This window comes from Halomonas sp. IOP_14 (assembly GCF_021021315.1).
Classification (GTDB): Bacteria; Pseudomonadota; Gammaproteobacteria; order Pseudomonadales; family Halomonadaceae; genus Vreelandella; species Vreelandella titanicae.
The window spans coordinates 295,028-318,641 of sequence record NZ_JAINWD010000001.1 but is presented as its reverse complement, the minus strand read 5'-3'; the positions used below and the strand labels follow the sequence as shown (position 1 = coordinate 318,641).

Below are 23,614 nucleotides of genomic sequence, written 5' to 3'. Positions count from 1 at the left end.
AGCCTTTTGACTGAGAGGTGTAGCACTTCCACTCGTCAGCTTGTAATCTTAAGCCCTATTTGGCGGTTACTAACGGCGACTCATGCCTGCATCCTCGCATCACACTCCTACATTCTCGCGTCGACAGTTCTTAGCAACAGTCGGCGCGCTTTGGTTAGGCGCAGGTCTTGGCATTCATCCAACGCCTGCCGCAGCGTTTGATCCACAACGCCTACGCCAAAGCATGCAGCAACAGTATGGGCAGGCTGGTTTGTCCGTATTAGAGGAGTGGTTTAACCTGCTTCAACAGCTACAAAACCAAGACGTTCAAGCCAAGCTGCGTGGGGTTAATGACTTCTTTAATCGCCGCATCCGGTGGATTGACGATATCCAGGTGTGGGGGCAAGAGGATTATTGGGCTACGCCTTTGGAAGCAATGGGTAAAGGCCAGGGAGATTGCGAGGATTACTCCATTGCCAAGTACATTACCCTTAAACAATTAGGCATTACTAGTCAGTACCTACGCATGATTTATGTCCGTGCGCGCATTGGGCGTAGTCAAATTACCCAAGCCCACATGGTGCTAGGCTATTACTCGACCCCAGATGCAGAACCGTTGGTGCTAGACAATATTGTACCGTCTATCACCCCTGCCTCTCAGCGTACTGATCTCGACCCACTGTTTAGTTTTAATAGCGATGGACTTTGGGCAGGTGGTTCTTCTGAATCCCGCGCAGACCCATTGGCTCGGCTATCACGCTGGCGCAGCGTCATTGAACGTATGCAAACCCAGGGTTTCATTTAAGAGGAATTGGCACGATGTCACTTATCAAACAACTTTGGATTGCCATTATCGCCCTGCTGCTGCTGTCGTTCATTGGTAGTCTTGCCATTAGTATTACCACTAGCCGCGATTATATCGAACAGGAAGTGCGCATTAAGAACGCTGACAATGCTACCGCTCTGGCGCTTTCAATGAGCCAGCTCGATAAAGACCTTGTCACCCTCGAACTGTTAATCGCAGCTCAATTTGACACCGGCTACTACCGCCGAATCACCCTGCGCGATACGGACGATAGCGTACTTATTGAACGCTCCGCCGAAGAGTATAGTGGCGATGTGCCCGCCTGGTTTCGTCAGCTTATTGAGTTTGATGTGCCCAACGGCACCGCGACGATTCAAGATGGCTGGCGACAGTACGGTACGTTGGAGCTTGAGAGCCAACACAGTTTTGCCTACGCCTCTTTATGGCGCAGCATGCTGGAACTCGCTGCTTGGTTTTTACTTGCCGGAGTAATTAGTTTAGCGATTGCTACCGTGATCGTTCGTGGTATTAAGCACCCCCTTTCCCGCGTCGTCACTCAGGCGCAAGATATCAGTGCGCGGCGGTTTACCACTATTAAGGAGCCACGCACGCTGGAGTTACGCCAAGTCACTCAAGCAATGAACGTGCTTTCTGCCAATGTCCATCAGATGCTCAGTCATGAAAGCCATAAGCTGGACGAGTTACGCCGCCATTTACAGCATGACCGAGTCACCGGTGCGCTGAATCGCGACGTGTTTATGGGTAAGCTTTCGTCTCAATTGGGCAGTGAAGATGCCCGCGCAACGGGCATGTTGATCATGGTTCGCGTACAGGCATTAGAGTCACTCAATGAGCAGCTCGGCTACGCTGCCACCGACCAACTATTAAATACGCTGGTTACCCAGTTGGGGCAATTGGACAGTGCGTCGGCAGAACCAATGGTAGGCCGCCTTAACGGCAGCGATTTTATCTTTATGCTGCCGCTTATGGATGATGTAGAGGAGCTTCGAATTCAGGTGATGGCAGCGTTAGCCGAGATAGCCGCCACGCAGCCCGACGTGGAGGTTTATCTACCAACGGCGATTGTACCTTATGCTCCACATGATGATCGCGGCACACTGTTAGCCACCCTGGATGACGCTTTGGCACAAGCCGAAAGCCTAACGTCCTTTGAACAGGTAGTCGTGCGTCAGCGCAAGCGTATTTCACTCTACAGCAGCCATGCCGAATGGCGAAATGCACTGGAAGCAGCAATCCTGGTTGGCCCTGAGTTAGCGTACTTCCCGGTAGTAGACGCTCACGGAGACATCATCCATTACGAATGCCCGGCTCGCTTACTGCTAGGTGGGGAGTGGCAAACCGCCGGAGTCTTTATTCCCTGGATCACCCGCTTTGAGATGGAGCCTGCACTTGATTTAGCCGTGGTCAAAAAAGCGCTCGCTAATCTAGAAGATGATCTAAAGCCGGTAGGCATTAACCTCTCTGCGGCATCGATCACTAATACGCAGTTTGTTAACGAGCTACGGACTCTGTTGACAGCACACCCACTATTGGCCAAGCAGCTCTGCTTTGAAGTGCCCGCCACGCTTAGCACGCACGCGATTGGTAGCTTACGAGGGCTTTGTACCGCCTTACGGCCCCTTGGTTGCACGTTTGGTATAGAGCATGTGGGGGCAGAGTTCACCAAACTTGCAGATTTACACGATGTGGGTCTTGCTTACTTAAAAATGGATAGCAGTCTTATTCACCAACTGCATGCTTCAAATGAGCAGCAAACCATTGTCCGCGGCATGGCTACGCTCTGCCATTCATTGGGCATTCAGGTGATAGGGGAAGGCGTTGCAGACGATGAGGAAATAGCCTGCCTGTTCCGCGTGGGTGTCGATGGAGCCACCGGACCAGGCATACGCCTTTAACGCATAAACGCAATCGACGACGACTAGATAGTGTCGTCGTCGCTTAGCAAACCTACATCATTTTTAACCCGCAAGGACTTACGCTCCATCACTTTCGCCTGTGCAGCTTCCGGAAGGTCAGTGAAAGTGATGACTCCCTTGTTTAGTAACACCTCAAGAATATCTTCTACCACCCTCACAAACGCTAAGTCAGACGCTATAAAGTGTGCTGAGGATCCTGGCTGATCAGCAAGGAAAGCCAGTACCTCAGGTGAATCAGGATCAATCGTTTCGTTGCACTCTGACGTTGGCTCTTTGCTGAGCATCAGGATCTCGCCGGATGTATTACGTTTGGTGTAGAGCATGATAACCCCCTAAAGAAAACGGTTTACAATCAAGAAAGCCGCCCTTTTCAGGGCGGCCATCAAGCTAATCAGTAGAACAATTATAGATTATTGGTCGATTTTCAGTTGACCATCCGCGATCAGCTTAGCGATCAAATCCTCTCCATTATTGACCCCAAAGTCACTAAAGGATTTACCTTCAAGCGCTATCTGCTGATCAACACCGCTCGTACTACCTTGAGCGCTGATATTAAGGACGACATTGCCTGCACCATCTTCCTCGGCAAAGATGTACTCGCTACTATCCTCACCCTTCAGAAGATCAGAAAGATCGAGCCTATCAGCGTTGTCATCCGTACCGAACTCTCCCTGAGTGAAGTCCATTACCTGATCCATGGCTGGCTGATCTGTCGTACCCTGATCGCCAAATTCCCAGGCAAAAGTATCAGCACCTGCGCCCCCATACATGATGTCATCGCCAGCCCCTCCAATCAGCGTGTCATTCCCACCTTGTGCCAACAAGATATCATCGCCATCTCCTCCGATGAGAATATCATTACCGCCTGTCGCTGCGGAGTTATTAAACTCTCCATGATTGTCGCTGATGTACTGATGGATTTGCTCGGCAGAAACTTGGTTAGGATCTGCGATACCCAATTGGCCTGCAATATAAGCCTTCATAGCCGGCAAGCCGTTACCTTCAACCCCCGCGAAGGTAACTTGATCTCCAAACAGAATATCATCACCCTCACCTCCGGAAATTGTGTCGTCGCCGGACGGCAATTGAACATTTTCGCCAAGAATCGCATCAGCGAGCTGTTCCGGGTCGATATTCGACTGCACTATGCCATCGGAGTCATATGCCTGAAGGCTATTTTCATTCAGTTCGTTGCCCAAACCGATTGCATTGACCGATGACATACCGTCTAGCTGTGCAAATGCTTCCTGTGAGTTCTGAATTACAGTTTGCGTGGTGCTACTGCCATTACCACCAAGTACAGAAATCTCATAACCGCCCTCCCCATCGGCATTAACCTGACCAATGGGACTTCTCGATTTCGACCACCCTCCGAAGACATTCTGGCTCCACTCGTAAACATTACCGCTCTGATCAACAACCTCCAGCTCCCGACCACCAATATTTATAGAAACAGTTTGTCCCGGCTGGTAATCGATAGAGCTGATATTAAGGTCTTGATCGGACACCCAAAAACCTGAAGCAACCCGAACTGTTGTTTGCTCATACCGCTGATAATAAGTCGGCAAACCATCGGTAATGAAGTAGGTCTGGTTGGTACCAGAATTGTCTTGGACGGCGTCTGTATAGAACCAGTTGGCAGTAGTCTTAAATACATCTTCATAATTAGTCCCGCCGCCACGCTGGAACCCTTCTAGCACTGCTTGCAGTTTTGGTAGCGCTTGCGGATCAGACAAATTAACACTGACATTTCTGCCTGACTGAGAGTCAAACTCGACTAAGAAGATGTTTACTGTCCCGGCGTTATCCTCGCCTACACTCTCTTTAAGTGTATTGAACACTTCGGTCAGCGATGCCTTAGCATTGGCAATATCGGCATTCGACATACTGCCCGATGTATCCACCATGAACGCAAGGTTGTAGTTTTCACCTGGTACTAACTGCAGACCAGCAACATCACCAATAATGATGTCATTTGCACTGGTACCCGTGATGGTATCACCACCGGGTGAACCCACCACGATATTATATTGCTCTACTGCGGTGGTATCAGTGCTTGTTTCACTATCTATGACTTGCTGGTCTCCAGCGGCATCCTCATAGACCTCACTTGAAGTTACCGTAGCCGTGATATCAAACGCCCCGACATTCACAGGTACTTTCATCGTTAACTTCAGTTGATCGATGCTATCCCCAGTAGGATTAGCCACCAGCCAACTGCCATCCGGCTGGCTAACCACACCCTCACCGGTCAGCTCCACCCCTGCTGGGACGTTCGTCAAAACAATATCTGAAAGTACCTCGCTACCGTCCTCATCCGCTAATAGCGTAGAGAGCTCGACTTCGATAATGTCATAGCCGGTTTGGGTAATAGTGGTAGTCGCATCAGAGGGCAACATAGTTGAGCCATCGCCATATATGACCCCACGAATGTTATTAACACTAATAGTCACACCCGTTGCCAAATCGGTGATAGTTCCGTCATAGCCAGAGTTTTGATGCTGCTCGCCCAGATTAACGGCATAGCTCGTCAACGGTTTGTTTAAGTAGATATAGTCTTTGTCATCACCATTGATCGAATTGACTGCCTGGCTGCCATTCACCAGCTCATCGAAGTCACCGATGAGCGCAATAACATCCACACCGCTAGTATTATTGGCACTACCAGGGTTTAGATTGCCATCACTAAACGGTGGTTTGATAACCTCACCACTGATTCCTTCAGCACTGATGTCAGTGCCCTCAATGGTGATAGTAGAGCCGTTATGCTCAACCGTAATGACTGAGGCACGTACAGACTCTAGTGTGTCACCCAGCGACACTGAGATAGCGGGCGCATCGGCCACCGGCCTGATGTCAATTGTGAGGGTAGCTTCAGCCCCTTCATTGAGGGCATCAGTGGGCATGAACTGCAACTGAGCATAGTCAGCTTCCTGGTTCCCTACCCCTTCACCGCCATAACTGTCGAAGCCCGACTCATTCGTGTCTGGCATAAAGCGCAGTTGCCCAGCATCTATTTCTGCTCTGGAGAAACTTGCATCTTCATCCACAATCTGCCACTGCCCATCGGTATCTTGGAACTCCAATGTTCCAGAGGCTGGCAAATTGGTAATCACAATTCCCTGTTCATCAGCAGGTGAATCGTCAGTGATATTAAAGTCACTCCATTTCAATATTAAAGCAGTGTCTTCCTCACCTGTTACTTGTCCATCCGCAGCCTCTGGGGCTGCATCTACCGCATACTCACGGTCGGCATCGGCGCTGTAGGCATTGCCCGCGGCGTCTTCGCCGGTCACTTCAGCACTGATGCTGTCGTTCTCGGCCAGCACCGATCCGGGCACGTCGATGGCGTAGTTGCCGTCGGCGTCCACTTGGCCGCTGTAGCTGTCGTCACCCACGCGCAGGGTGACGGTGTCGCCGGCTTGGGCAGCGCCGCCCACGCTGCCGGTGACGCTGATGGTCTGGGTGGCTTCTTCGCCGTTGATCACGTCGTCACCGGCGATGGTGTCGATGGTGATGGTGGCGGAGGCGTCGGTGTCCACGCCGTAGTCACGCGCAGTGTCGGCGCTGTAGGTGTTGCCCGCGGCGTCTTCGCCGGTCACTTCAGCACTGATGCTGTCGTTCTCGGCCAGCACCGATCCGGGCACGTCGATGGCGTAGTTGCCGTCGGCGTCCACTTGGCCGCTGTAGCTGTCGTCGCCCACGCTCAGGGTGACGGTGTCGCCGGCTTGGGCGTCGCCGCCCACGCTGCCGGTGACGCTGATGGTCTGGGTGGCTTCTTCGCCGTTGATCACGTCGTCACCGGCGATGGTGTCGATGGTGATGGTGGCGGAGGCGTCGGTGTTGACCGTGATGTCACGTGTTTCGGTCGCGGTCTGGCTGTTACCCGCCGCGTCGGTGGCGGTCACGCTTGCTTCCACACTGCTGTCGGCGATCAGGTCGGCGGTTGCCACGGTAGTGCTGTAGCTCAGGTTGCCCGCACCGTCGTCGACCACGCTAGTAGTGTAGCTGTTGCCATTTACACTCAACGTGACTTGATCACCCGCTACCACGTCACCGCTCACCGTGCCGCTGACAGCTGTGAAGTTTTGCTCAGCCTCGGCAGCGTTGATCATGTCGTCACCGGCGATGGTGTCGATAGTGATGCCCGCGGCAATCTCGGTGTCGGCCGTGATGTCACGCGTGGCGGTGGCGGTCTCGCTGTTACCCGCCGCGTCGGTAGCGGTCACGCTCGCTTCCACACTGTTGTCAGCGATTAGGTCGGCTGTGAGCACGTCGATGCTGTAGCCCAGGTTGCCTGCGCCATCGTCCACCACATCGCCGGTGTAGCTGTTACCGTTCACGCTCAGCGTGACTTGGTCACCCGCCGCCACGTCACCGCTCACCGTGCCAGTGATGGTGGTGTTGGTTTCAGTGGCTTCTTCGGCGTTGATCACGTCGTCACCGGCAATGGTGTCGATGGTGATGCCCGCGGCAATCTCGGTGTCGGCCGTGATGTCACGCGTGGCGGTGGCGGTCTCGCTGTTACCCGCCGCGTCGGTAGCGGTCACGCTCGCTTCCACACTGTTGTCAGCGATTAGGTCGGCTGTGAGCACGTCGATGCTGTAGCCCAGGTTGCCTGCGCCATCGTCCACCACATCGCCGGTGTAGCTGTTACCGTTCACGCTCAGCGTGACTTGGTCACCCGCCGCCACGTCACCGCTCACCGTGCCAGTGATGGTGGTGTTGGTTTCAGTGGCTTCTTCGGCGTTGATCACGTCGTCACCGGCAATGGTGTCGATGGTGATGCCCGCGGCAATCTCGGTGTCGGCCGTGATGTCACGCGTGGCGGTGGCGGTCTCGCTGTTACCCGCCGCGTCGGTAGCGGTCACGCTCGCTTCCACACTGTTGTCAGCGATTAGGTCGGCTGTGAGCACGTCGATGCTGTAGCCCAGGTTGCCTGCGCCATCGTCCACCACATCGCCGGTGTAGCTGTTACCGTTCACGCTCAGCGTGACTTGGTCACCCGCCGCCACGTCACCGCTCACCGTGCCAGTGATGGTGGTGTTGGTTTCAGTGGCTTCTTCGGCGTTGATCACGTCGTCACCGGCAATGGTGTCGATGGTGATGCCCGCGGCAATCTCGGTGTCGGCCGTGATGTCACGCGTGGCGGTGGCGGTCTCGCTGTTACCCGCCGCGTCGGTAGCGGTCACGCGCGCTTCCACGCTGTTGTCAGCGATCAGGTCAGCGGTTGCCACGGTAGTGCTGTAGCTCAGATTGCCTGCACCGTCATCGACCACGTTAGTGGTGTAGCTGTTGCCATTAACACTCAACGTAACCTGGTCACCCGCCGCCACGTCACCGCTCACCGTGCCAGTGATGGTGGTGTTGGTTTCAGCGGCTTCTTCGCCGTTGATCACGTCGTCACCGGCAATGGTGTCGATGGTGATGCCCGCGGCAATCTCGGTGTCGGCCGTGATGTCACGCGTGGCGGTGGCGGTCTCGCTGTTACCCGCCGCGTCGGTAGCGGTCACGCGCGCTTCCACGCTGTTGTCAGCGATCAGGTCAGCGGTTGCCACGGTAGTGCTGTAGCTCAGATTGCCTGCACCGTCATCGACCACGTTAGTGGTGTAGCTGTTGCCATTAACACTCAACGTAACCTGGTCACCCGCCGCCACGTCACCGCTCACCGTGCCAGTGATGGTGGTGTTGGTTTCAGCGGCTTCTTCGCCGTTGATCACGTCGTCACCGGCAATGGTGTCGATGGTGATGCCCGCGGCGATCTCGGTGTCGGCCGTGATGTCACGCGTGGCGGTGGCGGTCTCGCTGTTACCCGCCGCGTCGGTAGCGGTCACGCTCGCTTCCACACTGTTGTCGGCAATCAGGTCAGCGGTTGCCACGGTAGTGCTGTAGCCTAGGTTGCCCGCACCGTCGTCGACCACGCTAGTGGTGTAGCTGTTGCCATTTACACTCAACGTGACTTGATCACCCGCTACCACGTCACCACTCACCGTGCCGCTGACAGCTGTGAAGTTCTGCTCAGCCTCGGCAGCGTTGATCACGTCGTCACCGGCGATGGTGTCGATGGTGATGGTGGCTTCTAAATCCGCATCAGCGTCCGCATCGGCGTCTGCATCTGCATCTGCATCAGCGTCTGCATCTGCATCCGCATCCGCATCTGCATCGGCGTCAGCGTCCGCATCGGCGTCAGCATCCGCATCTGCATCAGCATCCGCATCTGCATCGGCGTCAGCGTCCGCATCGGCGTCAGCATCCGCATCTGCGTCAGCATCAGCGTCTGCGTCGGCATCCGCGTCTGCGTCGGCATCTGCATCGGCGTCTGCATCGGCGTCTGCATCCGCGTCAGCATCGGCATCTGCGTCTGCATCAGCATCTGCATCAGCATCTGCATCTGCGTCAGCATCTGCATCCGCGTCAGCATCTGCATCGGCGTCAGCGTCTGCGTCAGCATCTGCATCAGCATCTGCATCCGCATCTGCATCCGCGTCAGCATCTGCATCGGCATCTGCGTCAGCGTCGGCGTCTGCATCAGCATCTGCATCGGCGTCAGCATCTGCATCGGCGTCTGCGTCAGCATCTGCATCGGCGTCTGCGTCAGCATCTGCATCGGCGTCAGCGTCTGCGTCAGCATCTGCATCAGCGTCAGCATCTGCGTCAGCATCTGCGTCAGCATCTGCGTCAGCATCGGCATCTGCATCAGCATCCGCGTCAGCATCGGCGTCTGCATCGGCATCCGCGTCTGCATCGGCGTCGGCGTCGGCGTCGGCATCAGCGTCGGCATCGGCGTCTGCATCCGCATCAGCGTCCGCATCGGCATCGGCGTCAGCATCAGCGTCCGCATCGGCATCGGCGTCAGCATCAGCGTCGGAGTCAGCATCCGCATCTGCATCGGCATCGGCATCCGCGTCAGCATCTGCATCCGCGTCAGCGTCTGCATCAGCGTCGGCGTCGGCGTCGGCGTCGGCGTCGGCATCAGCGTCGGCATCGGCATCGGCATCGGCGTCTGCATCCGCATCAGCATCGGCATCTGCGTCAGCATCGGCATCGGCGTCGGCGTCTGCATCCGCATCAGCGTCCGCATCGGCATCAGCGTCGGCGTCAGCATCGGCATCCGCATCAGCATCTGCATCTGCGTCCGCATCCGCGTCGGCATCTGCGTCAGCATCCGCGTCAGCATCTGCGTCCGCGTCGGCGTCTGCATCAGCGTCGGAGTCAGCGTCCGCATCCGCATCAGCATCAGCGTCTGCATCGGCATCAGCGTCGGCGTCGGCGTCGGCGTCTGCATCCGCATCAGCGTCCGCATCGGCATCGGCGTCAGCGTCAGCGTCAGCGTCAGCGTCAGCGTCAGCGTCAGCGTCAGCGTCAGCGTCAGCGTCAGCGTCAGCGTCAGCGTCAGCGTCAGCGTCAGCGTCAGCGTCAGCGTCAGCGTCAGCGTCAGCGTCAGCGTCAGCGTCAGAGTCAGAGGCAGCGTCAGGGGCAGCATCAGCGTCGGCGTCAGCATCCGCATCCGCATCAGCGTCGGCATCCGCATCTGCATCTGCATCTGCGTCAGCATCTGCATCTGCGTCAGCATCTGCATCTGCATCCGCGTCTGCATCAGCGTCAGCGTCGGCGTCGGCATCAGCGTCTGCATCCGCATCGGCATCTGCGTCAGCATCCGCGTCGGCATCTGCGTCAGCATCTGCATCTGCATCTGCATCGGCATCTGCATCTGCGTCTGCATCCGCATCTGCATCTGCGTCCGCATCCGCATCGGCATCTGCGTCCGCATCCGCGTCGGCATCTGCGTCAGCATCGGCATCAGCGTCGGCATCGGCGTCAGCGTCGGCATCCGCGTCAGCATCTGCATCTGCATCTGCATCTGCATCTGCATCTGCATCTGCATCTGCATCTGCATCTGCATCTGCGTCTGCGTCAGCATCCGCGTCGGCATCTGCATCGGCGTCAGCGTCCGCATCGGCATCGGCGTCGGCGTCGGCGTCGGCGTCGGCAGCCAACGCAACATCATCAAATTCAACAAGCTCAGCGGAGTCTAGACCGCCTTCAGTCTCGAAACTTAATGGGTCGGTTTCTTCAGCAATACGTGCAACGCGAACGAAATCGCTACCGCCACCACCGCCGCCGGCGCCACCACCGGCAGCAGTCGCGTCAAGAAGATCGAGGAGATCTCCTTCTTCGTCGTCAAGAGCGGCAAGTAGCGCTTCAAGATCGTCGTCTTGGGCGCTGGCATCTGTGGCTACAATTGCGTCAACATCAAGCTCGGGCGTAACAGCAACTTCTTGGCCACCCTCGACAACGTTAGCGCCTGTTCCGTCGGCAAAGTCTAGCTCCACACGACCATCCTCAGATGTGATGAGCGTTTCGCCCTCCTGAAGAACGTCGCCAATGCGCAGTTCGCGCAAGTTGCCGTCTTCGTCACGTGCCCATGCCTGACCTGAAATCGCTGTAACCGTCGCCGTTGCCATGCGCTGTTCTCCACCCACCGTTTAATTAAAGAGGTCGCCGCTTTGCCAAGCCCTGTGAAAAATAGCTATTAGCGGCATTTTGGAACAAGGCTAGTCTTGATTAAGACAGTTGCATATTGTACCGGTGGACAATACGGGCAAAATAATAGGAAGAGTGTGTTGGTGAGGTTCGCAACTGTCGTGTCAGGGGGCACTTACAGCCAATTCACCGAACAAAAGAACAGAGATCGCTAACGCTAGCTGATCAAAGAAGCTGATACAGGAGCTGATGAACAGTAGCTACCCTTTCTCCTAATTTACACTATGGTGCAAGCTGGCAATATCACGCCGCAGGGTAGAGAAAGAATGGCTATGATTGACTGCCTCATAAGCTTTAATAAGACCAGCCATCATATTGAGTGCACCAGAATCGTTATTAGCATGACAACGCTGACAAAATTCGTGCGCGCGTGCAGCCAATGCAACGTAGTTCGCAGCAGTGACCGGGGTATCAAATTCAAACCAGCGTGGCTGAGTATTTGAACCCTCCCACTGGTTGCCAATCACTTCAAGCACTTCGGCATGCAGTTTTGCAGATAATGGCCAGAATGCCCCAACCGTGTCGTATACCCAACCAAACCAGTCCATCAGAAGCATATGGCCATCTATATTCGCCATGCGTGCACTACTCGGATTTTGCACCGTCAGGCTCTTGGGAATCCTTTCCACCTCAGCCACCATAAGGGGCCATAACCGCATAAAATGATCAATTTGAAAGCTTTCTTTATCCTCTTGCGTCAAATACCCAAAATGCGAAGCGTCTATTTTCTTCATGCGCTCGGGTAAAGAGGCAAAAGTTGCTGTGTATTGCGCAATAAGCCGGTTAGGCAAAGGGACATGAAGCAGACATTGACGCAGCTCAGTCATCCAGGGTTTTCGTTCTTCTGAGTTTTTCCACTGAGGAAGTTGGCCACCTATCTCCAACAATACAAAAGAGCACCACGGCAACCTACCACTCTCCAACAAGATCGGCACAGCGGGAATGACACCATGGTAATGGCCATTTACTTCGTTCAGCAGCGCGGTTTCATGCAGAGCTTCATTTTCTCGCGCTGAGACATAACACTTGAGCAATTTATAACGTGGGACACCGCTGGCATCAGTATCACGAATCAATACCTGTGCTATAGCTCGCCCATGAATCAGGCGGCACTGTAAAACATCAATGTCGCTGTTGCAGTGCTTACGCTCAACCAGCCACGGTAACAGCCACTGTTTGAGAGCCCTTTGTTCAAAACGTTGAACAAAATCCGTGGTTGAAAAGAGAGATATCTGTTGAGAGCGCGGCAAAAGCAACATGTTAATCTGCTGAAAACGCTTGATGATGCTCAAAAAGCTTACTAGCCCATTGACACTCGCCGCCATTAATTGGCGTACTCCCAGCAGCAGTATGAATAGCGTCAACAGTGGCCGCATAGTGCCATTAAGATAATCCAGCACAATGATCAGAAAACCCAGTACAAAACTGATATTGATCACTGTGAGAACATTGCCTTGAAGCGTATCCTGGATTTTTTGCACCCTTTCAAAGCGGTAGTAAAAGCCCACCACCATCACCAACCCAAGCACACATAAAACAGCCAATAGTGCTAGAAGAGGATGTAGAAGAGCGATCATCAGACAGAACAGTATGGCAATAACTGCTGATGATAAGGCGCCTAACACAACACCCAGTACACGTTTACCAAGTAATCGATGGTTGGCAACTAGCCGAGTTTTATTCAAGTGCTGCAGTATTGAAGCTGAAAGGCTGGCAATGGCTTTTTTAACTAGCCATTTAAGCAAGGCATAGGCGCAAAAACAGAGTACTGCCAATGCGATCAGAACCGCTATTTTTTCACTGTTGGCATCCGTCCAGAAAACCCATCCGTCGATGCGGCTACGGCCAGTTATCAACATTTGGAGCAGTTGCCAGGGGAGTACCAAGCTTGCCAACAGCATTACTTGAGTTGCGATCTGCATCAACAGGATAGTGGCCACGCGCCAGCGAAATGGCCACAGCACCTCGCGAGCCAGCGCCATCATTAAGTCACGAACCTGATCGCCATGGATCTCATTCGTCTCAGTCACCAGATTGCTCATCAATCAGTCATTGGCTTAATAAGTTGCATGAATACACGTAACTCTTCCGGCTGATCTGCTACCGACATATACGTTGAAACTGCATGATGCACTGCAGATAGGATGGCCTCATTGTGGCGCAGACTGCGCTGCTGTGCCTCTACCCAGCTGTACACTGGCCATTGTTCTTGGGTCGCAAGGGCCTTCCCGGCCTCGTTTAGTGAAGAGAATAGCAGCGGCAGAAACGCGCTCCCATAAAGCTCGGTCACCGCCACTACTTGGCTGCCATCGTGATAGCGTATATCTCGAAGCGCATCAGGAATGGATATATCCCCTTGGGGGTCAAGCAGGTAAAACAACCGCTGCCAAAATGGCGCTGCGCCGTAGCTCTCTTGCATCACCCTCTCAAGCGCCTCGATATTAGCGGGCAGGGAATCCCCCTGTTGTACATCCCCTCTCAACAGCGATTCCGACCAGCGAGCCAACCCTTCATGCACCCAACCTTGCTTGAACATCATGTGTGCGTTTTGGTATAGATGAAACAGTTCATGTGCAGGCGTTAAGCTCCGTGCTGCATTCACATGCCCACCCAGAGCCATGCGAATATGACAATCTGGCGAGGCAGCGCTGCGTACAACTTCGTCATAAGCCTGCCCGCTACGTGTTTGATCAGTACGTAAAACCACCATAATGAAGTGCGCACGCTGATAGCGTGGCATGAGCAAAGGTGGTGTGAGCCCCAGCACGTCGCGATAAAGCGCATCGGCAGCCGCCAACTGAAGCTCCAAGTCTTCAAGTTGCGTTGCGTTTAGCGCCGCACTCTGGTCAGGGCTCTCGACAAAGAAGTGAATGTCATCAAAACCCTTCGCAGGATTCGGCTCATTTGCCAACTCCTCGAGCGATCCATCACCCTGCAGGTAGTAGCATTCACCGGCTTCATGCTGCGACTGAGCAACAGCAGGCGCTAGCTTGCCTATCGCACAAAGCAATAGCAGAGCGCCCCACCAGCGCCGGCTTGACGATAAGTATTTATCCACGGGTCAGGTGTGAAAAAAGCGCGTGTAACCCAATACCATGGGATGCCTTAACAAGTACGCTATCTTGCGACATCATGTGGTTAGGCAATGCTGCTTCAAGTGCTTTGACATCCGAGAAATGAAACACTCCGGCGGCCTCCCCTCCCAGTAGTGGCGCTAACGCTTGGCAATGTTGACCGCACAGCAGTATTTGCCTGGCCGATAACGCGTTAAGTATGGGAACAAGCTCCAGGTGCAGCACCTCTGATTCTGAGCCAAGCTCCAGCATATCGCCAATAATCAATAGCTTGTGATCCGCATCGACAGGTAGTGCGGAGAAAGCTTCCAGTGCCATACGCATCGATAACGGATTGGCATTATAAGCTTCATCGTACACAGTGATCGCCACTCCGTGGTAATCAATGGCCCGCACCTCCCCCCTCCCTGCCACAGCCTGAAAAGAGGCTAGGCGAGCCATAACGGTGTCTAAAGGAAGGTTGTCGTGCCTGGCCACTGCCAGCACTGCCATAGCGTTAAGCAGCATATGACGCCCAGCGGCGCTCATGCATAGTTCATACGAAGCGCCATCGAACGTAATGCGCCCGCTATTGCCTGAAAACTCAAGCATGCGTATGTCAGCGTCAGCATGCTCGCCAAAGCTGACTACTTTTAGGTGGTAGCTCCTTGCCTGCTCAGCAAGATAGGCATACTGCGGCATATCACGATAGAGAATTGCGACCCCATTGGCTGGCATACCCTGAAAAATAAGCGCTTTCTTACGAGCAATTTCGTCCAACGAGTGGTGATATTCCAGGTGCGACGCAGCGATATTCGTAACAATGGCGATATCAGGGCGAGCAATATCCGTATTGTGGGCCATGGAGCCGATGGCCATTTCAACAACCCAGTATGGCGCCTCTGGAGGCATTGCAGCGATGTTCCAGGCAATACCAATCGGCAGGTTGGCACTGCCTTGCGTTTGCCCTACTGAACTGTTGTAGCTCAGCACATGGGCTAGCATCGCCACCGCCGTTGTTTTGCCTGCGCTTCCGGTAATACCAACGACCCGACCTGCGTAGCAGCGCCGTTGCCACTGCCCTATGGCCAGTGTTGCTGCGCGAATATCGTCTACCTGTAACACGGGCACACCGATATCACGATATGCCTCGCCATCATCACAAAGCACTGAGGAAGCACCTTTAGTGACCAGTGATTTCACCGCCGCGAATGGCAAAAAACCTTTGCTCATCTCCTTGCCCCGAGCGACAACCACCTGCCCAGGTTGAAAGGATTTCGGCCAGCAGCATACTCCACTTGCCAACCATTTATCAGGAGGAGATGTTATCCATTCTCCCCCCGTTGCCGAGGCCATAGCCTCTGCATCAAGCTTATTTTCTAACGGTGGCTTGATACTGGCATATTTTCCCTTACACAGCAGTTGCTGATAGGCCACCAGCCCTGAAAGGTAGTGCTCTACATCATCAATCCTTACGCGAAAACCGTGATGGCGAATAAAAAAACCATCCAGGATAGTAGCGGGTGACTTAAAGTACATCGCTACTTCCGGCCAGAAAAAACCATTCAGAAGATAGTTCGCTCTGGCGTGCAGTGCCCGATAAAACGCATTGATATCAAAACCGTTCAGCACATCGATTAAATCAGGGCGTGTCTCCAGCTTGAGCAGCGTCTTGTGAAACGCCATTGACAGCTCAAGCAGTGTTGGAAAAGTGGTCACCCGCTCGCGAATAAAATCGACATAACCTTCTATGTTGCGCACCGCAAACGCAAAATATTGTCGCTCTGGACAATGCACCACCAATTCATTTGCGCAATAAGCAAGCCAATGGTCATGCGCCTTTTCGTGCCCGTTAGCGATAAAGTAGTCAAACGCTTTGACAACGCAGTCCAGCCAACGACTATTGCGGGTATGATCGTAAAGTCGCATCAGAGCAAAAGCGGCTTCACCATCGTAATAAATTATCCGGGTCTTTTCCTTAACCGATAAATCCGCAGCATTGAGTACGTGCACAAAGCTACCGTCAGCTTCCTGCATTCTTGAAATCCCTAGCGCCAGTGCATCCACCAAATCAGCATAACGATCATCTCCCATGACTTGGTGATACTTCACCAACGCAAGAATGGCGACCGCATTGGCTCCCAACTTGATGATATCGCCCCTATCCACCACATAGGCCGCCCCTTGGCGATGAACGACAAACTCGGAACATAAGCCCGAAAGCGCCCAAGATATCTGTTGGCGTACCAGCCCAAGCTGCTCATCACTTAAAAGCAGTTGATCAGAGCAAGCCTCATACCCCTCCAACAAAGCATAAGTACTGCTGGCGTGACGTAATACATTGTAAGTATTAATGAGGCGATCAAAACAAGGAAAATAGCCATATACGTATCGACCATCCTGGCCAACCTGTTTGCCTAAAAAGCGGGTCGAGCGGGCTATCAGTTCCCCTGTGGAAGCCACTGTCAGCGGTGGCATCTCCCGCCTACTCCAGCGCCTTGGTCGGGTTTCCAGTGCATGCACACTTGTTGTCTCACCGCTAACATCCACAAATATGCCGGTAGTGGAAAAACTCCACACCGTCATGTTGTCGGCAAAGTCCGGCATCTGGCTTGAGCCGTGACGCGCTTTCATGTAGCGCTCAAGGTGATGTTGGTTGACTTCAGCATGCTCAACATGCCCTCCTGCGTACAAACAGGCATTGGCGTTTAGCTCCATCTCAGTCAACAAAAGTCGCGGGAGCCTCTTACCAACAAAGGCTAGGCCGCTGCGAAAATAGCTGCGCTTATAGCGCTTCATCTCCTGTTTTAGCGCCTGCCACTGCCACTCTCGTACGGCAAAAGGCCATTCCAACCGACACCACACCAAAGGATGGGAGAACTTTCGCTCCAGTCTTGTCACTGCTTGCTTCAAAGTGGGTAATAACGCCGCCCAGTTGCCTGCCTGCAAGCTGCTCAAATCAAGTTGCATAGACGTGACTTGTGCACGCTCATAGCCATCGCTTACTGAAATCAACATTACCTGCGAAAATTCCGCAAACTCTGTGTGTCTGTCCAACCACATAGGCATCACGGTGTCGCCCATGCTATCCAACACATGCGAAATTTCCGCCGCTCGGGAGGAGTGTTCAGCACTCGACTTACTTAATGGAAGCGAGCAATACAGTGAAGAATCTTTAATACCCGGCATTAAGTTGCTCAATAATAGAGGCTAATGTGAGGGACAGAAATGTATTGAATAAGCGCTGCAACATATAGAGGCGCTGCTCGCGCTAAGTTATGAACATTAAAAGCGTTCTGGAATGCGTTCCACTACCGGTGCTAGCTTCAAAATAAGCTGTAAGCGGTCTCGAACAGCCAGCTTTTTGAAAATAGCGCTAAGATGCGCTTTTACTGTACGCTCCGTAATATCTAACTGACGCGCGACTTCCTTATTTGTAGCGCCGCGCACCACAGCAAGTGCAACGCCCCGTTCACGGTCGGTTAAATCTCCAAGCTGCTCTGTATTGAAAGAACTGCCACCTTCAGCCCTTTGCTGCAACGCTTTAAAAGAGCCTCCAAGCACTTTAGCAAGCAACTCTTGACCAACCCACACGCCTTGGTTAGTGACCACCAACGCCACTTGCTTAAGTACCTCGGGCGCAGCAAGCGTATGAACATATCCCCGCGCCCCCAGATCCAGTGACCTTAACGCCTCACGGTCATCCGGCGAGTAACTTAGTACAACGACAACAGCTCCCTTGGCAGTTACGGTACCGATCAGCTCTGACCACCCTTCAACAGTCGTAGACAGCCAAACCACATCATTAGGCTGTGTTTTATTAATAAACACATCTGGTTTGGAGGCTACCATCTCGGGAAACGCTTTTTTCCAACGCGCTTTTAAGTTTCCATCCGTCGTAATGAACCAATGCTTCATCAGCGTTCCCCCATGGAATCACGCCACGCTCTTAAGACAGGTTTCAGCATAAACTGCATCACTGTGCGCTTGCCCGTTACTATGTCCACTTGCGCCGTCATGCCGGGAATTACTTGTAGTTTATCGGCGACATTTTCGTTTTCTAAACTGCGCACCCGCACTTGATAGAAGGTATTACCGTCATCATCAGTAATGGTATCGGCGCTAATACGCTCAAGCTCGGCCTGTAAGCCACCATAAATGGCATAGTCATAGGCCGTCAGTTTGATAGTCGCAGGCTGCCCAGGATGCAAAAAGGCGATATCTTGCGGGGCGATGCGCGCCTCAACCAGCAGTTGGTCGTCAGTAGGCACGATTTCAACAACCTCTCCCCCTGGCTGAGCAACACCACCTATGGTGTTGATATGTATGCGCTGAACAATACCATCAACCGGCGAGCGAATTTCGGTCAGTCGTACCCTATCCTGCAAACCAGTTCCCGATTGTTGCAATGCATTTAGGTCGCCCAACGTTTGAGCCAGATCATTCCGCCACTCACTCCGGCGTTCGGCACCCAGCTCCAGCAATTGCCCTTCTGCTTCTTCCACCCCGGCCTCTAAACGTGAAACAGCGGCATCCGCTTGGTTACGCTCCCCTGTGGCACTAGATACATCTCTCTCTAAGCGCAGCACTTCTACCTCAGACACAGCCCCCGAAGCCAACAGCGGGCGAGTCAAGTTAAGCTCTTGACTGGCCATATTGACTTCACGCTGGGCTGTATCACGGCGAGCTTGCGCCTCTCGCAGCTCTTCCTGACGCTGACGAATGCGGTCATTAAGCACATTTTCTTGTTCGCGCAACTCTTCACGACGGCTTTCATAAACCTCGCGCTCTTGCATCACAATATCAGGCACTTCTTGACGGAGCTCTTCGGAAGGCTCAAACGCAGTGCCCGTTGCTAGCGCACGTAGCCTTTCAGCACGCGCCTGAAGCGCATAACGCTGGGCACGGTTTTCTCGAAAATCAGAAACAAAGCGCGTAGGGTCGATCTGCATCAGCACTTGACCTGCCTCGACGATCTGCCCTTCGCGAATAAAGATCTGTTCAACAACGCCACCATCAAAAGACTGGATACGCTGTAGTTGGCTTGCAGGGATCACTCGCCCTGCCCCACGGGTTACTTCATCGATAGAAGCAAAATACGCCCACACTAACAACGCAACCACAGTGAGCAGGACGGTATAGAGGAATAACCGTGCACGAATGGGCTCTTGCTGCATACGCGCCCAGTCGGTATCGCTTGCCCAATCGCGGTTTAGGTGGGCAGAGGTCACACGCTTGGCAAACAACCGATCCATAAAAGGGCGAAATGGTTTTTGGCCTTTTTCTGAAAAACGGCCAATGGCGTCAAAACCTTTTTGCTCGGTCGTGGAAGAGGGTTTACGCGCCATTACGATGCCCTCCCGATCTGGCCTTTACGCAATGCCTCTACCACTGTATCCCGCGGGCCATCCGCCACGACCTTGCCGGCATCCATGACAATAATTCGGTCGACCAATGAGAGGAGCGAGGTACGGTGCGTGACCACTAGGATGGTTTTGCCAGCAGCGACGTTTTTAAGGTTGGCTTTAAACGCTTCTTCGCTAGCATTATCCATAGAGCTTGTCGGTTCATCCAACAGCAGGATAGGCGGATCCTGCACTAGCGCACGGGCAATGGCGACAGACTGTTTTTGCCCGCCGGAAAGTGCTTGGCCGCGTTCACCTACTTGCAAATCCACGCCATGTGGGTGGTTGTTGACGAGTGACTCTAGGCCGGCCAAGTCAATCGCTCTAAGCAATGCCTCATCCTCAACGCGGTCGCTACCGCCACCCGCCACAATATTGTCCCGCAGAGATCCTGAAAACAGGCTAACGTCTTGAGGAACATAGCCAATATGACGGCGCAGCTGCAGTGGGTCTAACTGGCGAATATCCACGTTATCAACCAGCACGGCCCCCGAGGTTGGCTGATAAAACCCTAGCACTAGCTTGTTTAATGAAGATTTGCCGCAACCAATGCGGCCAAGTAACGCAACTTTCTCACCGGCTTTGACAGTTATCGATACATCCTTCAGCGCCTCGCGCTCTTCATTAGGGTAACGAAGAGTGACTTTCTCAAGGCGTATATTGCCGGCGAAGCTGGGCTTTTCTACATAAGCCTTGCCTTCATGGCGCTCAACCTTCTTATCCATTACCGCATTGAGTGACTCAAGCGCCGTGGAGGATTGATGATATTGCGCCAGCAGCGCTGCAGCCTGACTTATAGGTGCCATCGCCCGGGAAGAGAGCATATAAGCGGCAATCAACCCACCCTGGGTGAGGTTACCTTCGATGATTTGATATACACCGACGATAATGACGCACACCGCCACACTGTGCTGCGCCCACTGGGCCACGCTGGAGACTGAGGTGCTCACCATCTTAAGCTGCGCGCCAGTACGGGAAAGGAAGGCAGATGATTTTTCCCAGTGGCGCTGGATACGGCTTTCAGCCCGCAGGGCCTTAACATTTTCTAATTGGGAAATAGACTCTACCAACAGTGAGTTGCGCTGTGCGCCGACTTCCCAGGTAGTTTGAGAAAGTTCATGAAGCTTACCCTGAGCAGCCAGCGCGTAGAGCAGCACAAATACGATGCCCACCAATACCGGCAGCACTAGCCAGGGATTAATCAGCGCGATAATCGCCGCAAACATCAGTACGAACGGAAGATCGACAATCCCCAGAATGGTCGCAGAACCAATAAACGCGCGTACTGACTCAAAAGACTGGAGCGTCGAAGTGAACGAGCCGGTTGATGCGGGGCGCTCTTCTAAACGAAGGCCCAATGCTTTAGCCATGATTGAGGAAGAGAGCTTCACATCCGCACGGCTAGCGGCTAAGTCGACAAAGCTGCTGCGCATTAGCCTGAGTACCAAATCAAAGCACAGCACTATAAAGATGCCTATTGCCAGCACCCATAGCGTTTCCGTTGCCTGATTGGGCACTACTCGGTCATAGACGTTAAGCACGAACAGCGGCATGGCGATGGCAAACACATTGATCGCCACTGACCCCAACACGATATCGCGATAGAGAGGTCTGCTTTCGCGAATGACGCCCCAAAACCAGTGCTGGTCGCGGCGTTTCTTGACGCCTGGTTCCGAGGCGTTATCCGCTAAAAACTTAGGGCGAACGTAAATAGCTTCGCCGCTATAGCCTGCATACAGCTCTTCCAGGGGCAGTTCAACGTTTGATTCAGATAGTTCAGGAAAAATGACGTTCGCTTTTTGCTGTTTGAGATCTATCCCCAACAGTACGCACGCCCTACCTGGTTCCAGCAGTAGAATAGCGGGAAAGAGAGCGGGGTTAAGCGCCGACAGCTTACTTTTAACAATTCGCGCCGTCAGTCCAGCACGGGAGGCAGCCCTACCAAATACGGAAGGCGTTAGCTTGCCCTGCTCCAAGGGCAAGCCAGCTCTAAGGGCCTCTGATGACACCTCATGCTGATGAAATGAGGCAACCGCTTTCAAACATTCGAGTAACTCATCGCCTACTGGCTGCTCGCTAGCATTTGCAGCGGCCGGCCTTTCCAGCTTGGTTTGTGTCACAGAGACCTCATTCCCCTAATGCCTATTTAGGCATCTATTTCCCCTATGATTAGCGAAAGCCGCTAACCCTTCGCCGCCAAACGACGAATAACTCTGTTTCTGCACAGCAAACTATTCGAACACGTTAGCCGTTAGTGACCAGCACATCCTCGTGGCCCAATTGCAGGTACTGGGAAATCATGACTGGCTGCTCATTGGCGGCGTAAGACGACGCTAGCGTATCAGCGTGAGCGGGTAGCGAAGAAATACCGCGCGTAAAGTCTTCTAAATTAAAGCCACGAGGCCCTTCCGTTCCACAGGCCATCTCAGCGCTAAGTGTGGCGTCGTCGTACCCCAATTCGTCAAGAGTGGGGATATCGTCACGCACCACTTCAAGGGTGTGCATAAGCTGCCCCATTGCTGCTAGCGTACGCGCTTGAGCCAAAGTTAAGTCAAACTCTGCATTCGCGTAGGCTCGGCTGGCTTCGAAGTACTCGTTTTCACTATCAAGCACGTCCAACAAAGTACGTTGGCCAATATCAAACTGCTGCTGGTAAGCCCCACGAACCCGGTTGATCGATTGGCGATGATCATTCAAATAGTTCAATTGCTCACCCAAACGCTGGGTATCGTTATAAGCAATTTGCGTGGTTTGACGTACGTTTGTACAAGCCGTTTCGCGCTGGTTGACAGCTTGTTCAATACGCGTGGCCGCCGCATCAAAAGCTGCACTATCAGAACCACCGCGATAGAGGTTCATGCTGGCGACCAGTTGAATACTGTGCTCATCACTGCGCCCAGCTATCGAGTCGTCTTGATTATTGGTGCCCGTACGTCCCTGTATATCCAGGCGGGGCATAAAGGCGGCCTTCGCAGCCTCTTGTTCCGCACGTTGCACAGCAATATTTTCAATCGCGGCATGGAACTCAGGGTTCCCCTCAAATGCCATTTCGATCGCTTGGTTGACACCAGCGGGTAGTTCATCGGCCAAGCTAGGTGCAGGCGACATATTCTGAGGAGGAAGTTCGCCTACGATACGCTGATAGCGAGCCGTTACATCGTGCAGGTTCGACGCCTCGGTCATCAAGTTGGATTCGGCTAATGCCAAACGGCCGCTAATTTGCTCTAGGTCAACGCCACGGCCCGCCCCGGAAAGCGCACGCTCTTCAATTTGCGAGAACACACGTTGGTGTTCGCGGTAATTATCTTGAGCTAAACGCACCATCTCGCGGTAGCGAAGCACATCAAGGTAGGTGCGAAAAGCTTCAAGCGTCACCTCTTCACTTGCACCCAGCAGCTCAAAATAGGCAATCAGCCGAGTGCGATCCAAACGCTCTACTTCGCTACGGGTGGCAAACCCATCAAACACCATTTGGGTGAGCGTGAGCTCAGCAAAGTCACTGCTATAGCTTCCGCGCCCATCATTTTGCTGGTCTTGCCGACCCACGCCCGCAGAGATATCAATAGAAGGCAAATAATTACCCTTTGCGACTCTGACATCGCTCCCAGAAGCGCTAAAGTTCGCCCATGCAGCGTTTACATCGGGATTAGTAATGATCGTTTGTTGAATAGTACTGGGAAGATCAGTGGCACCTGGCGCGTAGAGGCTAGCGGGTAGCGACTGCGCTAATGCCGTAAGCGGGACACACGCTAACGTGGTCATTGTCAGCGGCTTAAAAACATGGTGACAGAAGGTTTTTTTTAGTCTCGATACGGCATTTTTTTTCATCGTCAGCGTTCCCTATGATGTGGCACTCATTGCACGCAGCTCATTATTCGTGTGACCCATTGA

At 53.5% G+C, this 23,614-nt stretch carries 11 protein-coding genes; 2 read left to right on the top strand and 9 right to left on the bottom strand.

Going from position 1 to position 23,614, the window contains the following annotated elements:
- Nucleotides 1–82: 82 nt before the first annotated feature.
- Together K7H09_RS01490 and K7H09_RS01485 are read left to right on the top strand one after the other, a co-directional pair.
- The gene (locus tag K7H09_RS01490) at nucleotides 83–784 is read left to right on the top strand and encodes a transglutaminase-like cysteine peptidase (protein WP_009287953.1); all 702 of its coding nucleotides are present in this window, start codon (nucleotides 83–85) and stop codon (nucleotides 782–784) included.
- A 14-nt stretch (nucleotides 785–798) separates the two neighbouring features.
- Nucleotides 799–2,700, top strand: coding sequence for a bifunctional diguanylate cyclase/phosphodiesterase (locus K7H09_RS01485; RefSeq protein WP_230803252.1), 1,902 nt, complete (start codon nucleotides 799–801; stop codon nucleotides 2,698–2,700).
- Nucleotides 2,701–2,723: 23 nt separating this feature from the next.
- On the opposite strand, the gene K7H09_RS01480 is transcribed toward K7H09_RS01485, so the two are convergent.
- The 9 genes from K7H09_RS01480 to K7H09_RS01440 form a co-directional block, all read right to left on the bottom strand.
- Nucleotides 2,724–3,044 (bottom strand): hypothetical protein, encoded by a 321-nt coding sequence (locus tag K7H09_RS01480; protein WP_022522757.1) that lies wholly within the window; start codon nucleotides 3,042–3,044, stop codon nucleotides 2,724–2,726.
- 87 nt (nucleotides 3,045–3,131) lie between these two features.
- Complete coding sequence (locus K7H09_RS01475) at nucleotides 3,132–11,186, bottom strand: Ig-like domain-containing protein (protein ID WP_230803251.1); 8,055 nt, start codon at nucleotides 11,184–11,186, stop codon at nucleotides 3,132–3,134.
- Nucleotides 11,187–11,477: 291 nt separating this feature from the next.
- On the bottom strand, nucleotides 11,478–13,307 hold the full coding sequence (locus K7H09_RS01470) for a hypothetical protein (RefSeq protein WP_022522754.1): 1,830 nt from the start codon (nucleotides 13,305–13,307) through the stop codon (nucleotides 11,478–11,480).
- Complete coding sequence (locus K7H09_RS01465; RefSeq protein ID WP_230803250.1) at nucleotides 13,307–14,275, bottom strand: hypothetical protein; 969 nt, start codon at nucleotides 14,273–14,275, stop codon at nucleotides 13,307–13,309. The genes K7H09_RS01470 and K7H09_RS01465 overlap by 1 nt, the downstream gene beginning before the upstream one ends.
- Nucleotides 14,276–14,315: 40 nt before the next feature.
- The gene (locus K7H09_RS01460) at nucleotides 14,316–17,336 is read right to left on the bottom strand and encodes a UDP-N-acetylmuramoyl-tripeptide--D-alanyl-D-alanine ligase (RefSeq protein ID WP_230803249.1); all 3,021 of its coding nucleotides are present in this window, start codon (nucleotides 17,334–17,336) and stop codon (nucleotides 14,316–14,318) included.
- A 267-nt stretch (nucleotides 17,337–17,603) separates the two neighbouring features.
- Nucleotides 17,604–18,236 (bottom strand): response regulator transcription factor, encoded by a 633-nt coding sequence (locus tag K7H09_RS01455; protein WP_022522751.1) that lies wholly within the window; start codon nucleotides 18,234–18,236, stop codon nucleotides 17,604–17,606.
- On the bottom strand, nucleotides 18,236–19,666 hold the full coding sequence (locus tag K7H09_RS01450) for an HlyD family type I secretion periplasmic adaptor subunit (protein ID WP_159177024.1): 1,431 nt from the start codon (nucleotides 19,664–19,666) through the stop codon (nucleotides 18,236–18,238). The genes K7H09_RS01455 and K7H09_RS01450 overlap by 1 nt, the downstream gene beginning before the upstream one ends.
- Entirely contained in the window at nucleotides 19,666–21,843 is a 2,178-nt protein-coding gene (locus tag K7H09_RS01445) for a type I secretion system permease/ATPase (RefSeq protein WP_230803248.1), read from the bottom strand. The genes K7H09_RS01450 and K7H09_RS01445 overlap by 1 nt, the downstream gene beginning before the upstream one ends.
- A 124-nt stretch (nucleotides 21,844–21,967) precedes the next feature.
- Nucleotides 21,968–23,551 carry a TolC family outer membrane protein gene (locus K7H09_RS01440; protein ID WP_414121869.1) on the bottom strand — a complete coding sequence of 528 codons (1,584 nt, stop codon included), beginning with the start codon at nucleotides 23,549–23,551 and terminating at the stop codon, nucleotides 21,968–21,970.
- Between the last annotated feature and the right edge of the window lie 63 nt (nucleotides 23,552–23,614).

What these genes read in the sequence shown, in the direction of transcription:
- K7H09_RS01490 (WP_009287953.1), top strand. Translation starts at nt 83, where the DNA reads ATGCCTGCATCCTCGCATCACACTCCTACATTCTCGCGTCGACAGTTC.
- K7H09_RS01485 (WP_230803252.1), top strand. Translation starts at nt 799, where the DNA reads ATGTCACTTATCAAACAACTTTGGATTGCCATTATCGCCCTGCTGCTG.
- K7H09_RS01480 (WP_022522757.1), bottom strand. Translation starts at nt 3,044, where the DNA reads ATGCTCTACACCAAACGTAATACATCCGGCGAGATCCTGATGCTCAGC.
- K7H09_RS01475 (WP_230803251.1), bottom strand. Translation starts at nt 11,186, where the DNA reads ATGGCAACGGCGACGGTTACAGCGATTTCAGGTCAGGCATGGGCACGT.
- K7H09_RS01470 (WP_022522754.1), bottom strand. Translation starts at nt 13,307, where the DNA reads ATGAGCAATCTGGTGACTGAGACGAATGAGATCCATGGCGATCAGGTT.
- K7H09_RS01460 (WP_230803249.1), bottom strand. Translation starts at nt 17,336, where the DNA reads ATGTTGATTTCAGTAAGCGATGGCTATGAGCGTGCACAAGTCACGTCT.
- K7H09_RS01455 (WP_022522751.1), bottom strand. Translation starts at nt 18,236, where the DNA reads ATGAAGCATTGGTTCATTACGACGGATGGAAACTTAAAAGCGCGTTGG.
- K7H09_RS01450 (WP_159177024.1), bottom strand. Translation starts at nt 19,666, where the DNA reads ATGGCGCGTAAACCCTCTTCCACGACCGAGCAAAAAGGTTTTGACGCC.
- K7H09_RS01440 (WP_414121869.1), bottom strand. Translation starts at nt 23,551, where the DNA reads ATGAAAAAAAATGCCGTATCGAGACTAAAAAAAACCTTCTGTCACCAT.